Origin of the sequence: Amycolatopsis plumensis, from assembly GCF_042652605.1 — a bacterium.
Lineage (GTDB): Bacteria > Actinomycetota > Actinomycetes > Mycobacteriales > Pseudonocardiaceae > Amycolatopsis > Amycolatopsis plumensis.
Map to the genome: position 1 here is coordinate 2356852 of NZ_JBHSJY010000001.1, position 12567 is coordinate 2369418.

Below are 12567 nucleotides of genomic sequence, written 5' to 3' on the forward strand. Positions count from 1 at the left end.
ACTCAGGCGTTACGGAACGGGTCGGCCGCGGCCTGGTCGATCTCGTGGTAGCGGGCCATCGCCGTGACGATGCCCTCTTCGGCGGCGGAGTACTGCTCGAGCAGGTTCTGCAGCGCGGCGGCGTAGGAGTCGCCCCCGCCGTCCGCGCGCTGCACGAACTTCTCGGCGATCGCTTGGCCGACCGGGTTGTCGCCCAGCTTCGGCGGCTGGGCGAGCGCGCCCGCGCCCGCGAGCAGGGTCTCGACCGCGTCCTTGCCGGTGCGGATCTTGTTCAGCACGGCCTGCGCGGCGTCCGGGTCGATCCCGACCTGACCCGCCGCGGCCGCGGCCTTGAAGGCGTTCGCATCGGCAGCGCTGCTGTTCGCCATCTGCACTCTCTCCCGTTCCCCCGACCCGGTCACCGCGGGCACGATTGGTCTTCGCATAGGTTAACGCACGTGATCAGAGCCTATGACGCATTCCGCGAAGCCGGGGTTCCGCGAATCCGGTAGTTGCGGTGAACGGTCGGTGAACCCCGGCCGGTGCACTACGCGGTGTAGACCTTCGGGTCCAGGGTGCCGATGTAGGGCAGGTCCCGGTACCGCTCGGCGTAGTCCAGGCCGTAGCCGACGACGAACTCGTTGGGGATGTCGAAGCCGATGTACTTCACCGGCACGTCCACCTTCACCGCTTCCGGCTTGCGCAGCAGCGAAACGACCTCGAGCGACGCGGGGTTGCGGCTGGCGAGGTTCTTCAGCAGCCACGACAGCGTCAGGCCGGAGTCGACGATGTCCTCGACGATCAGGACGTCCCGGCCCGCGATGTCGCGGTCGAGGTCCTTGAGGATCCGGACGACGCCGGACGACGAGGTCGCCGACCCGTAGGAGGACACGGCCATGAATTCCAGCTGCGTCGGCAGCGGCAGCGCGCGGGCGAAGTCGGTCATGAACATGACCGCGCCCTTCAGGACGCCCACCAGCAGGAGTTCGCCCTGCCCGTTGGCCGGATAGTCGGCGGCGATCTGCTCCGACAGCTCCGTGATCTTGTCCTTGATCTGCTGCTCGGTGACGAGCACGGAGGCGATTTCGCCCTCGTACACGGGTCATTCTCCTCGGGTGGTGGGTTGGGAGGTGACGCTGAGCCTGCCACGGCACCGGCTCGCCTCCAAGTTGCCGGGCAACCACACACCGCCCTGTCCACGCCACCGGGCGACCAGCCCGTCGACCGCGCGCAGGTGCGCGTCGGTGAGCTCGCGCACACCCGATTGCAGCAACCACCTGCGGAGAACCCGCCGCCGCAGTGCCGCGGGCTCGGCCTCGAGCACCCCCACATCCAGCCCGTCGGAGCCGCCCGCGCGGGTGAAGATCATGTCCGCCATTGTGTCCAGCGCCTCATTGTCCTCACGCAGTTGCGCCGCCGTGCGGGCGAGCGCGGCGGCGACTCCGCCGCTGAGGACGTCCTCCAGCAACGGCAGGACTTCGGTGCGCAGCCGGACGCGGGTGAACCGCGGCTCGGCGTTGTGCGGGTCCTCCCACGGCTCGACGCCGAGTTCGGCGCACGCGGCCCGGGTGGTGGCGCGCGGGACGGCGAGCAGCGGCCGTCCCCACGGCGGGTCGTGCGGCCGCATCCCGGCGACGCTGCGCGGGCCGGAGCCGCGGCCGAGCCCGAGCAGGACCGTTTCGGCCTGGTCGTCGAGGGTGTGGCCGAGCAGCACCAGATCGTGCCCGGCCAGCGTCCGGTAGCGGGCCTTGCGGGCGGCGGCTTCCGGGCCGCCCGGGCCGGTGACGTCGGCCCGGCGCACCTCGGCTTCGTCGACGCCCAGCGCCTTCGCCGCCGCGGCGGCGTCACGGGCGATCTTCGCCGAGCCCTCCTGGAGCCCATGGTCGACGACCAGCGCGCGGACGGCGTGCCCGCGGCGGTGCCCGACGTGCGCGGCGGCTTCGGCCAGCGCGAGCGAGTCGGCGCCGCCGGAGACCGCGACGCACAGCTCGGGCGGCGCGTCGAGACCCTCCAGGAAGGCGCGGACAGCCCGGCGGACGGCCGCGACCGCCGGCCCGGTCATCCGTGCAGGCGCCGGACCCACGCCGCCGGATCGGCGATCTCGGCGCGCGACGGCAGGGTGTTCGGCGACCGCCAGACAGCGTTGAAGCCGTCCATCCCGACGGCGTCCACGACGTGCTTGGTGAACTTCGCGCCTTCTTCGTACTGACGGATCTTCGCGTCGACGCCGAGCAGCGCGCGCAGCAGCCGGTCGAACACGCCGCCACCCTTGCGCCGGGCGGTGAACCGCGCGCGGATCTGATCGACGCTGGGCACGACCTGCGGCCCGACGGCGTCCATCACGTAGTCGGCGTGCCCCTCCAGGAGCGTCGAGAGGGCCAGCAGCCGGTCGAACACCGCGCGTTCCTTCGGCGACTGGAGCAGCTCGGCCAGGTTCAGCTTCGGGCCCTGCTTGATCGCCTCCGGCAGCCGCCCGAACAGGTCCGACAGGCTGTCCGTGCCGCCGCCCGCGAGGCCGGAGACGAGCCGCTCGACCTCGTCGGCGAAGTAGTCGCGCAGCCACCGGACCGCGGTGAACTGGAGCCGGTGGGTGCACTCGTGCAGGCAGACCCAGAGCCGGAAGTCGTGGCCCGGCACGTCCATCGCCTGCTCCGCGGCGACGACGTTCGGCGCGACCAGCAGCAGCCGGCCTTCCTTGTCCGGCCCGCCGAAGGGGTCGTACTGGCCGAGCACGCGGCTGGCGAGGAACGCGAGCACCAGCCCGGTCTGCACGCCGGCGCCGCCGGCCAGGATCGGCCCCAGCGGGCCGCCCTGCTGCGGCAGCGCCCGCCCGGTCAGTGCGTCCAGCCCGGCCGCGGCCGACCGGACCCAGCCGGGGCGGTCGACGACGTCGCCGGGCAGCAGCGGCAGGTCGAGCCCCAGGTTCGTCAGCTGCCGCACGTGCCCCTCGGCCTCGACGGTCAGCTCGCGCAGGTCGGTGACGGCCTCGTCGGCGCGTTCCCGCGGCACCTGCGGGCCGCCGCGCACCAGCAACGCGCCGGTCTGCGCGGCGATCGCCCAGTCGACCATGGGCCGGGTCTGCGTTTCCTGACTCACCCTTCCGACGCTACCTGGCCCAGGTCGGTTTCCGGCCACGATCTTCGTACGGTTCTACGAGCACCCGCACTTGCGCAGGCTGGTGGCGAGGGCATCGATCGCGTCCCGGCCCGGCTGCTGGTCGGAGCCGTTGGACATGAACGCGAACACCAGCACCCGCCCGTCCTGGTCCAGCACCAGCCCGGCGAGGGTGTTGACGCCGGTCAGCGTGCCCGTCTTCGCCCGCACCCAGCCGCGGCCGGCCTGCGACGCCGGCGTCTCGAACCGCTTGTCCGCGAGCGTGCCCGAGCCGCCGGCCACCGGGAGGCCGGCCAGCATCGGGCGCAGCTTGGCCGTGTTCGGGTTCTTGCCCTCCGGCGCCGCCGCGGCCGCCATCAGCTCGGTCAGCAGCTTGGCCGGGATCTTGTTCTCCGTCGAGATGCCGCTGCCGTCGGACAGCTTGACGCCCGCGGTGTCGAAACCGTGGTCCTTCAGCACCTTGATGGTCGCCGCGGCACCGCCCGCGAAGGTCGCCTCCTGGCCGGTCGCCAGCGCGACCTGCCGGGCGAGGGCCTCGGCGAGGACGTCGTCGGACAGCTCCATCGTGTCCGAGACCAGCTCGGTCAGCGGGGCCGACTTGACCTCGGCGAGGACCTTCGCGTCCTTCGGCGCGGTCGCCTGGCCGCCCGCCGACGCGCTGAGCTTCGACGCGATCGTGCCCGCCAGCGCGCTGCCCGCGTTGGCCACCCGCTGGGAGTTGTTGTTCTTCGGGTCCGTGCGTCCCGCGTCGGCCATCACCGAGCCGATCTGCGTGGCGAACGTCGACGGCGCGTCACCCGCGGCCCAGCCCGGCGCGGTCGTCGCGCCCTTGAACAGGCTGAGGTCGACCTGCACCTTCTTGACGCTCGGGTTGGCCTTCTTCACCTGCGCGACGAGGTCGTCGACGTGCGCGGCACCGGGGTAGAGCGGCGACTCCGTGCCCAGCGGCAGCGCGGTCAGGGTGACGTCGCCGCCGCCGACCAGGATCACCGTGCCCGGGTCGGCGCCCTGGACGATCTTCGTCGACAGCCGGGTGTTCGGGTCCATCGCCAGCAGCGCGGCCGCCGAGGTCAGCACCTTCGTCGTCGACGCGGGGGTCACCGCGGTCGACGCGCTGTGGTCCCAGAGGGTCGTGCCGGTCACCGGGTCGACGACGCTGCCGTTGAGCTGCCCCAGCGCGCTGTTGCCCGCGGCGGCGGCCAGCGCGGACTTGACGCCGTTCGCCGTCGGACCCTGGCCCGACGTGCTGGGCCCCTGCAGCTGGCGCGTGGCCGCGACCGGCTCCGGGCTGTCGCCCTTCGGCGCGTTCGGCGCCCACGGCAGGCCGAGCCGGTTCGACACCTTCGGCATCGCGGCCGCGACCCCGCCACCGGCCAGCAGCAGCACGACGACCGCGACGATGGCGATGATCTTGCCCTTGCGGCGCTTCTTCTTCGGCGGTTCCGCGGCGGCCGCGGGCTCGGCCGGGGGCGACGGCGGCTCCGCGGGCGGCTCGTTGCGCTGCTGGGGCTGCTGCTGGAAGACGCCGGGGAACGGGGTGGGCCGCTCGATCCCGACGGTCGCCTCGGCGTCGAACCGCTGCCCGTCCGGTTCGATCCGCTGCGGCCGGGCCAGCGACCCGGCGGACGCCGACGGCACCACCCCGCGCGGCGGCTCCGGCGGCAACGCGGGACGCCGGTCGCCGGGCTCGGCCGGCCGGTCACCGGTGCGGTCCTCGCGCAGCTCGATGCGCTGGCTCCAGGGCTGCTGCGGGGCTTCTGCTTCTTCGCGGCCCGGCTTTTCCTGGCGCTGCGCGGCCGAGCGGCTCAGCTGCTCTTCACGGCGCTGCTGCTCCTCGCGCCAGTGCTGCAGCTCTTCACGCCACTGCTGCTGCGGCTCCTCCGGCTTGGGCTCCTCCCGGGGCGGGACGTGGCGCTCGATCGGCACCACCGGCACCGGCCCGGACGGCTTCACCTCGATGTACTGGGTGCTCTCCGCGGCCTTCGGAGCGGGCTGCTCGACGTACTGCGTGCTTTCGCCGTCCGAAGCCGGCGCGGTGGGCTCGAGCTCGGACTCCTCGACCCGGATGTATTGGGTGCTCTGCTCCGCGGGCTTGGCCGCCGACGGCGGCTCGGCCGCCTTCGGCTGCTCGGCGGGCGGCTGCGGGGGCGGCGCCTGCCTCGGCTCGCGGCTGCCGAGGCGGTCGGCGAGGTCCTGCTTGGCCGGGGCCGGCGGGGGCGGCGACTCCTCCGCGGGGGCGTTGAGGCCGGGGATCGGCTCGGGCGGGACGTTCGGCGCGAACCACGATCCCTTCGGCGCCTCGGTGCCTGTGACCTTGGGCACGCCGGGGTCGTCCCGCGGAGCCGACGGCGGGTCCGGCAGCGCCATCGGAGTGGTCTCCCGCGCGCCGGACGACGAGCGGTCTTCGTCCGACGAAGGCCACATCGGCTGGTCGTTTTCCGGCACCCACCACTCCTTCTCACCTGCCCCGGGAGGGGCCAAGCTCACATGCCGCGTGGCCGACATCGATGCGACCCCGCCCCACGGCGTAGTCCACACTAGGAGACGTCAAAACAGTCATGAAGGTTGCCGCCCACGACGTGCGGGGCCCGGATCTCAAAGAAGCAGCGAGGACGGCGTGGAGTTCGACGTCACGATCGAAATCCCCAAAGGGGAGCGCAACAAGTACGAGGTCGACCACAAGACCGGCCGCATCAAGCTGGACCGGACCCTGTTCACGGCCACGCAGTACCCGGCCGACTACGGGTTCATCGACGACACCCTCGGCCAGGACGGCGACCCGCTCGACGTGCTCGTCCTCGTCCAGGAGCCGACGTTCCCGGGCTGCCTGATCCGCTGCCGCGCGATCGGCATGTTCCGGATGACCGACGAGAAGGGCCCGGACGACAAGGTCCTCGCGGTCCCGACCAACGACCCGCGCCTGGAGCACCTGCGGGACATCCATCACCTGAACGAGTTCCACAAGCTGGAGATCCAGCACTTCTTCGAGGTCTACAAGGACCTCGAGCCCGGTAAGAGCGTCGAAGGCTCGTCCTGGGTCGGCCGCACCGAGGCCGAAGCCGAGATCAAGCGTTCGCTCGAGCGCGAGACCGACCGCCTGGCCAAGGAAGAGGCCAACGGGACCGGTCACTGAGACCGCATGTGAAAAGGCCCCCTCGGGAGTTTCCGAGGGGGCCTTTTCCCGTGGTCAGTGCGCCAGGGCGAGCGCCGGGGCGTCGGCCTCGGCTTCGGCGCGCTGCTCCATCGCCGACTTGTCCGAGAGCGGCTTCTCCTTGAGGAACCACACCAGGACGAAGCCGACGGTCAGCACGATCCCGCCGACCAGGAACACCGTGCTCATCGACTCGGCGAAGCCCTGCAGGATCGGCCGGGCCAGCGTCGGGTCGAGCGTCGACAGGAACGACGTGTCGTTGACGTCGAGGCCGCCCTGCATCTGCTTCGCGAACTCCGGGTGCTGCGCCAGCGCCGTCGTGTAGGCCGGCGTGGTCATCGCCGAGCGGATGGCGTTCGCGATCCGGTCGCCGACCGTGCCGAACAGGATGGACAGGAACACCGCGGTGCCCGCCGTGCCGCCGATCTGCCGGAAGAACGTCGCCGCCGAGGTGGCGACGCCGATGTCCTGCGGGCGGACGTCGTTGGTCGCGGCCAGCACCAGCGTCTGCATCGAGGCGCCGAGGCCGAGGCCGATCACGAAGGCGATCACCATGACCAGGGCCAGCGAGGTGTCGACGGTGATCGTCGACAGCGCGAACAGCGCCGCCGCCATCAGGCCGATCCCGGCCACCGCGAACATCTTGTACCGCCCGGTCCGCGAGATCACCGCGCCGCTGCCCATGCTGGCGATCATGATGCCGAGCGTCAGCGGGAGCATCTGCAGGCCGGCCTGGGTCGGCGTCGCGCCCTTGACGATCTGCAGGTAGAGCGGCAGCGACATCATCGCGCCGAACATCCCGGCACCCTGCACGACGGTGACGATCGTCGACATCCGGAACACCGGCCGGTTGAACAGGCGCAGCGGCAGCAGGGCGGCGTCGCCCATCCGGCGTTCGATCCACACGAAGGCGGTCACGCCCAGCGCGCCGACGACGTACATGGCGATCGAGGCGGCGGAGCCCCAGCCCCACTCGCGACCCTGCTCGGCGACGATCAGCAGCGGCACCAGTCCGGTGGCCAGCGCCACGGCACCCCAGTAGTCGACCTTCTGGTCCACGCGGGTGTGCGGCAGGTTCAGCACCTTGGTGACGACGGCCAGCGCGGCGAGCGCGATCGGGACGTTGACCAGGAAGACCCAGCGCCAGCCGGTGATGCCGGCGAAGGTGTCGATGCCGGCGAAGAACCCGCCGACGACCGGGCCGGCGACGCTCGAGATGCCGAAGACGGCCATGAAGTAGCCCTGGTACTTGCTGCGCTCCCGCGGCGCGGTGATGTCGGTGATGATCGCCAGCGCGAGGGACATCAGGCCGCCGGCGCCGAGGCCCTGGAAGGCGCGGAAGGCGGCGAGCTCGTACATCGACGTCGCCATGCCGCTGGCCAGCGAGCCGACCAGGAACAGCGAGATCGCCGTCAGGTACATGGGCTTGCGGCCGTAGAGGTCGGACAGCTTGCCGTACAGCGGCGTCGAGAGCGTGGCGGTGATGAGGTAGGCGGTGGTGGCCCAGGCCTGCAGGGACAGGCCGTGGAGCTCGTCGGCGATGGTGCGCATCGAGCTCGACACGATGGTCTGGTCGAGCGCGGCGAGGAACATGCCGAGCATCAGCCCGGACAGCACGGTCAGGATCTGGCGGTGAGTCAGTTTGCCGTTCGTAGCGGCTGCTCCTTCCGCCGTGGTGGTGTCGCTCATGGTGGTCTCCCTCGGAAGTCTCCGGCGTAGTTGCTTGTACCCCTCAACTACTTGCTTGAGCCAAGTATTCCCCGAGGAGCTTGTATCGTGCAATCAAATATTGTGTGACCCCGGTCTCGCGGCCCGCTTGACGGCCTTCCCGACCACGGTGACCTCGGCGGACGGCACATCGAGGCTGGTCACGAAGGCGTAGAGGTCCTCCAGGTCGCGGCACCAGACGGCGGCCATCAGGTTCGTCACGCCGGTCGTGGCCAGGGTGCCGTGGACCATCGGGTGCCGGGCGAGGGCGCGGCCGACCTCGTCGAGCCGTCCCGGCGGCACGGTCATCCAGACGTTCGCGTCGATCTCGAGACCCAGCGCGCGGGCGTCGACGTTCGCGTAGGTCCGGATCCGCCCGGCCGCGGCGAGCCGGTCGAGCCGGCGGCGGACGGTCGACTCCGGGGCTTCGGCCGCCAGCTCGCCGGGACCGAGCCGGGCGTCGGCGGACAGTCGCGCGAGCAGCCGCCGGTCGAGTTCGTCGAGCGTGACGTCCTCGCCGGGAGGCGGCGGGCTCAGTGCCGCGGCTTCGGCGCCGGTGAGCAAACCGGTGCGCCACTGCGCCGCGTCGGAGAAGACGTGCAGGATCGAGTGCGCGCGCAGCTCGGTGACCGCGGACGTCGAGGGCAACGCGTCGTGCACCAGCCGCCCGCCGAGCCCGCCGAGCGCGACGGCGCTGATCTCCTCCCCGCCGGCCAGGATGTCGACGAAGAGGACGTCATCGCGCTTGGCCAGGGCGTCGGCGATCACCGGCGTCCGGCCACGAAGCACCTTCACGCGCAGGAGCATCGCGCCCCGCAGGCCGTGCCGGGGATCGGGAACGCAGACGACACTCAGCCGCCCGTCGGCCCGCAGGCGCGCGATCACGCGGGTGACCGTCCTCGGCGAGAGGCCGAGGACTTCGGCGATCCGGCCGGGCCCGGCCCGGCCGTCGACCTGCAGAGCCGAGACCACCCGCTGTTCGATCTCGGTCAGAAGTTGCACTGCACAGTCCGCTTCCGCTCACTTCGCCAAGCTTGAGTTCCCACTTCGGCCGATCAGCTTAATCCTGTGCGCATGCTGAAATCCGTGATCGACATCGTGGAAACCCTGGCCGCCCGCGTCCGCGCGCCGGAACGGCCACCCGCCTCCCTCGGAGAGCTCGGCGAGATCTTCTCGGCCATCGACGACCCCTTGGCCGCGGAGCTCCGGACCGCGCTGACCGAGCTGCGACCCGCGGCCTGGGCAGGCGAGTTCGGCGACCTCCCCGCGGGGGAGGTCTGGGTCGTCGATGCCCTCGACGGCGCCGTCCAGCTCCTCCAAGGCCTGCCGCAGTACTGCCTCACCGTCACCTTGGTGCGCGACGGCGAACCCGTACTCGCCGTGCTGCACTCGCCATGGCTGAAGGAGACCTACGCGGTGCAGAAAGGCCGAGGCGCCACCCGGAACGGAACGCCGATCGAGCCGTCGCGGAAGACGTCGCTCGAAGCAGCCGTCGCCGCGACCAGCCAGCCGCCGTTCGTCACGAAGCAGCCGGGTGTCGCCGAAGCGGCCGGCAGCTCACTGACCGCCGTGCTCGGACAGGTCGCCGCCGTGCGGAACCTCGGGCCGACCTCCTGGCAGGTCGCCGATGTCGCCGCCGGGCGGCTCGACTTCTTCTGGCAGTACGGCACCGACGCCACCAACCTCGCCGGCGCCGCCCTGGTCGCCCGTGAAGCCGGCGCGGTCGTCACCACCGCCGACGGCGCCCCGTGGACGCCGTCGGCCAGCAGTTTTCTCGCCGCCGCACCGGCGCTGCACGCGCTGGTGCTGGACGCGCTGAATCAGGCGGAGTAGCCGGGGATCGGGAAGGGGGCCAGGAACTCGCGGATCTCCGCGGCGATCGTGTCCAGCGCGGCCTCGTCGGAGGCCGCCGCCGCGGTGATCGTGCGGTCGATCCACGCCGCCACCTCGACCTGGTGCTCGGGACGGAGGCCGCGGGTGGTGATCGCGGACGTGCCGAGCCGGATGCCGGACGGGTCGAACGGCTTGCGCGGGTCGAACGGCACCGTGTTGTAGTTCAGCTCGATGCCCGCGCGGTCGAGGGCCTGCGCGGCCGGCTTGCCCGCGACGCCCTTGTTCGTCAGGTCGATCAGCAGCAGGTGGTTGTCGGTGCCGCCGGAGACGAGGTCGTAGCCGCAGGCGAGCAGCGCGTCGGCCAGCGCGCGGGCGTTCGCGACGATCCGGTGCGCGTACTCGCTGAACGACGGCTGCTGCGCCTCCCCGAGCGCGACGGCGATCGCGGCGGTCGTGTGGTTGTGCGGGCCACCCTGCAGCCCGGGGAACACCGCCTTGTCGACGGCCTTCGCGTGGTCGGCGTCGGACAGGATCATCGCGCCGCGCGGGCCGCGCAGGGTCTTGTGCGTGGTCGTCGTGATCACCTGCGCGTGCCCGACCGGCGACGGGTGTGCGCCGCCCGCGACCAGGCCGGCGATGTGCGCGATGTCGGCGACGAGGACCGCGTCCACCTCGGCGGCGATCTCGGCGAACGCCGGGAAGTCGATCGTGCGCGGGATGGCCGTGCCGCCGGCGAAGATCAGCTTCGGCCGGTGCCGGCGCGCGAGGTCGCGCACCTGGTCGAGGTCGACGCGGCCGGTCTCCTTGGCGACGCCGTAGCGCACCGGGTTGAACCACTTGCCGGTCGCCGAGACGCTCCAGCCGTGCGTGAGGTGGCCGCCGTCGGGCAGCGCCATGCCGAGCACGGTGTCGCCCGGCTGCGCGAAAGCCAGGTACACGGCCAGGTTCGCCGGAGACCCGGAGTACGGCTGGACGTTGGCGTGGTCGGCGCCGAACACGGCCTTCGCCCGCTCGATGGCGAGCTGCTCGACCTGGTCGATGAACTGCTGGCCCTCGTAGTACCGCTTGCCCGCGTAGCCCTCGGAGTACTTGTTGGTGAGCACGGTGCCGGTGGCTTCGAGCACGGCCTGCGAGACGTAGTTCTCCGACGCGATCAGGCGGATCTTGTCGTGCTGCCGCTTGGCTTCTTCCTCGACGAGCCCGGCGATCGCGGGGTCCGCGGTGGCGAGCGCGTTCAGTGCTGGCTGGTGTGTCATGGCGTACTCCGGCTCTGGAGTGGCCTTCACCCAGGCGCGCGGTGCCGGCCTCGTCGTCGCTTCCCGGTGGTGCTCCACCTCTGATGGCGCCAGTCGCTGCTGCGCGGTGAAGCCTAGTCCACTCCGCTCGAGGCACGGCGGTGTTCGGCGCACCACTTGCGGGTGCACCCGGACGTGCGGTCGCAGAACGGCCGCGCGCACGTGGCGCAGCGCTTCACCCGCCGCCAGCCGCCGACGGTCACCAGTTCCGCCAGCCCCGCCGCCCCCGCGGCCAGCTCACCAGTCTCGGCGGACGGTGTCACGTAGACGATCCGCCACGCCGTGCCGGTGTCGACGAGCCGCGGCCGCGCCCCCGCCCCGGCCAGCACGGCGTTGAGGCGGTGCGCGGCCGCGTGTTCGTCGGGCAGCCGTGCGACGATCCCGCACAGCTGCGGATTTCCCTTGCGCAGCAACCGTTCCGCGACCCCGAGCTCAGGGTCGAGCGCGTGGAACGGCGGCACGACCGCGTGCTTGCGCACCTCAGTCGACGACCACGACGCCCATGGACCGGGCCGTGCCCGCGATCGTGCGCATCGCCGCCTCGACGTCGGCGGTGTTGAGGTCCGGCAGCTTGCGCTCGGCGATCTCGCGCAGCTGCTGCGTCGTCAGCTTGCCCGCGACCTCGTGCCCGGGCCGCGCGGAACCCTTGTCGCCCAGCGCCTTCTTGATGAGGAACGACGTCGGGGGCGTCTTGAGCCGGAGCGCGAACGAGCGATCCTCGAACACCGAGACGACCACCGGCACGATGTCGCCGCGCTGGGCCGCCGTCGCCGCGTCGTAGGCCTTCTTGATCTCGACGAGGTTGACCCCGGTCTGGCCCAGCATCTTGCCGAGGTCGACGACCGGGGCGTTGCCCGCGGTGAGTTCCAGGGTGACCTGGTGGGTGAGTTTCTTCTTCGGAGCCATGCCCCGAAGCTAGAGTCTCCAGTTACTGGAGGGTCAAACCGGTTTCGTGCCGGCCCGGTGCCGCCGCGCCAGCTCCTGGTAGATCGCCGCGTTGTGCTCGACCCACATCCGCGCCGAGTCGGTCAGCGGGACGAACTTCTTCGCCGGGCTGCCCATCGCGATCACCTCTTCCGGCACCTCGGTCGCCGGCGTGACCGTGGCCCCGGCCGCGACCAGCGCCCGCGCGCCGATCTTGGCCTTGTCGAGCACGGTCGAGCCGTTGCCGATCAGCGCCTGCTGCCCGATCGTGCAGTCGTGCACCAGGCACTGGTGGCCCACGGTGACGTTCTTGCCGACCTCGCAGACGCCGTCGTTGACGTGGATCACCGAGTTGTCCTGGATGTTGGCGCCCTCGCGGATGACGATCCGGCCGAAGTCGGCCCGGATCACCGCGCCGAACCAGATCGAGGCGTCCTTCTCGACGACGACGTCGCCGATGAGGGTGGCGGTGGGCGCGATCCAGGCGTCCGGGTGGACCTGCGGGCTGAGCCCTTCGAACGAGAACAGAGGCATGCCCGCACCCTAGACCGCACAGGCCCCCTT

13 protein-coding genes are annotated in these 12567 nt (G+C 71.7%); 2 read left to right on the plus strand and 11 right to left on the minus strand.

The annotated features are described in order from the left end of the window. Nucleotides 1–2: 2 nt before the first annotated feature. The 5 genes from ACFPLC_RS11155 to dacB form a co-directional block, all read right to left on the minus strand. Nucleotides 3–368 (minus strand): hypothetical protein, encoded by a 366-nt coding sequence (locus tag ACFPLC_RS11155; RefSeq protein ID WP_378200351.1) that lies wholly within the window; start codon nucleotides 366–368, stop codon nucleotides 3–5. 158 nt (nucleotides 369–526) lie between these two features. Beyond that, entirely contained in the window at nucleotides 527–1078 is a 552-nt protein-coding gene (gene hpt, locus ACFPLC_RS11160; RefSeq protein WP_191312585.1) for a hypoxanthine phosphoribosyltransferase, read from the minus strand. A 3-nt stretch (nucleotides 1079–1081) separates the two neighbouring features. Then, on the minus strand, nucleotides 1082–2041 hold the full coding sequence (tilS, locus tag ACFPLC_RS11165) for a tRNA lysidine(34) synthetase TilS (RefSeq protein WP_378200354.1): 960 nt from the start codon (nucleotides 2039–2041) through the stop codon (nucleotides 1082–1084). Next, complete coding sequence (locus tag ACFPLC_RS11170; protein WP_378200547.1) at nucleotides 2038–3048, minus strand: zinc-dependent metalloprotease; 1011 nt, start codon at nucleotides 3046–3048, stop codon at nucleotides 2038–2040. Before ACFPLC_RS11170 ends, tilS begins: the two co-directional genes overlap by 4 nt. 81 nt (nucleotides 3049–3129) lie before the next feature. After that, nucleotides 3130–5538 carry a D-alanyl-D-alanine carboxypeptidase/D-alanyl-D-alanine endopeptidase gene (gene dacB / locus ACFPLC_RS11175; protein WP_378200357.1) on the minus strand — a complete coding sequence of 803 codons (2409 nt, stop codon included), beginning with the start codon at nucleotides 5536–5538 and terminating at the stop codon, nucleotides 3130–3132. A 172-nt stretch (nucleotides 5539–5710) separates the two neighbouring features. Between dacB and ACFPLC_RS11180 the strand changes: the two genes are divergently transcribed. Beyond that, complete coding sequence (locus ACFPLC_RS11180) at nucleotides 5711–6226, plus strand: inorganic diphosphatase (RefSeq protein ID WP_378200359.1); 516 nt, start codon at nucleotides 5711–5713, stop codon at nucleotides 6224–6226. 54 nt (nucleotides 6227–6280) lie between these two features. Here ACFPLC_RS11180 and ACFPLC_RS11185 read toward each other — a convergent pair whose 3' ends face one another. After that, the gene (locus ACFPLC_RS11185; protein ID WP_378200362.1) at nucleotides 6281–7933 is read right to left on the minus strand and encodes an MDR family MFS transporter; all 1653 of its coding nucleotides are present in this window, start codon (nucleotides 7931–7933) and stop codon (nucleotides 6281–6283) included. Between the two features lie 93 nt (nucleotides 7934–8026). Continuing rightward, entirely contained in the window at nucleotides 8027–8953 is a 927-nt protein-coding gene (locus ACFPLC_RS11190) for an Lrp/AsnC family transcriptional regulator (protein ID WP_378200365.1), read from the minus strand. A gap of 72 nt (nucleotides 8954–9025) precedes the next feature. Here ACFPLC_RS11190 and ACFPLC_RS11195 point away from each other — a divergent pair, with 72 nt between their 5' ends. After that, nucleotides 9026–9784: an inositol monophosphatase family protein gene (locus ACFPLC_RS11195; RefSeq protein ID WP_378200367.1), complete on the plus strand. Its 759-nt coding sequence runs from the start codon at nucleotides 9026–9028 to the stop codon at nucleotides 9782–9784. Here the strand turns inward: ACFPLC_RS11195 and ACFPLC_RS11200 are convergent. From ACFPLC_RS11200 to ACFPLC_RS11215, 4 genes are all read right to left on the minus strand, one after another. Continuing rightward, on the minus strand, nucleotides 9772–11040 hold the full coding sequence (locus tag ACFPLC_RS11200) for a serine hydroxymethyltransferase (RefSeq protein WP_378200370.1): 1269 nt from the start codon (nucleotides 11038–11040) through the stop codon (nucleotides 9772–9774). The two genes, ACFPLC_RS11195 and ACFPLC_RS11200, sit on opposite strands and share 13 nt — an antisense overlap. Before the next feature lie 113 nt (nucleotides 11041–11153). Continuing rightward, nucleotides 11154–11558: a hypothetical protein gene (locus ACFPLC_RS11205; RefSeq protein WP_378200373.1), complete on the minus strand. Its 405-nt coding sequence runs from the start codon at nucleotides 11556–11558 to the stop codon at nucleotides 11154–11156. Nucleotide 11559: 1 nt separating this feature from the next. Further along, nucleotides 11560–11985 (minus strand): 50S ribosomal protein L11, encoded by a 426-nt coding sequence (gene rplK / locus ACFPLC_RS11210; RefSeq protein ID WP_378200376.1) that lies wholly within the window; start codon nucleotides 11983–11985, stop codon nucleotides 11560–11562. 33 nt (nucleotides 11986–12018) lie between these two features. Then, nucleotides 12019–12537 carry a gamma carbonic anhydrase family protein gene (locus ACFPLC_RS11215; protein ID WP_378200378.1) on the minus strand — a complete coding sequence of 173 codons (519 nt, stop codon included), beginning with the start codon at nucleotides 12535–12537 and terminating at the stop codon, nucleotides 12019–12021. Nucleotides 12538–12567: the final 30 nt, after the last annotated feature.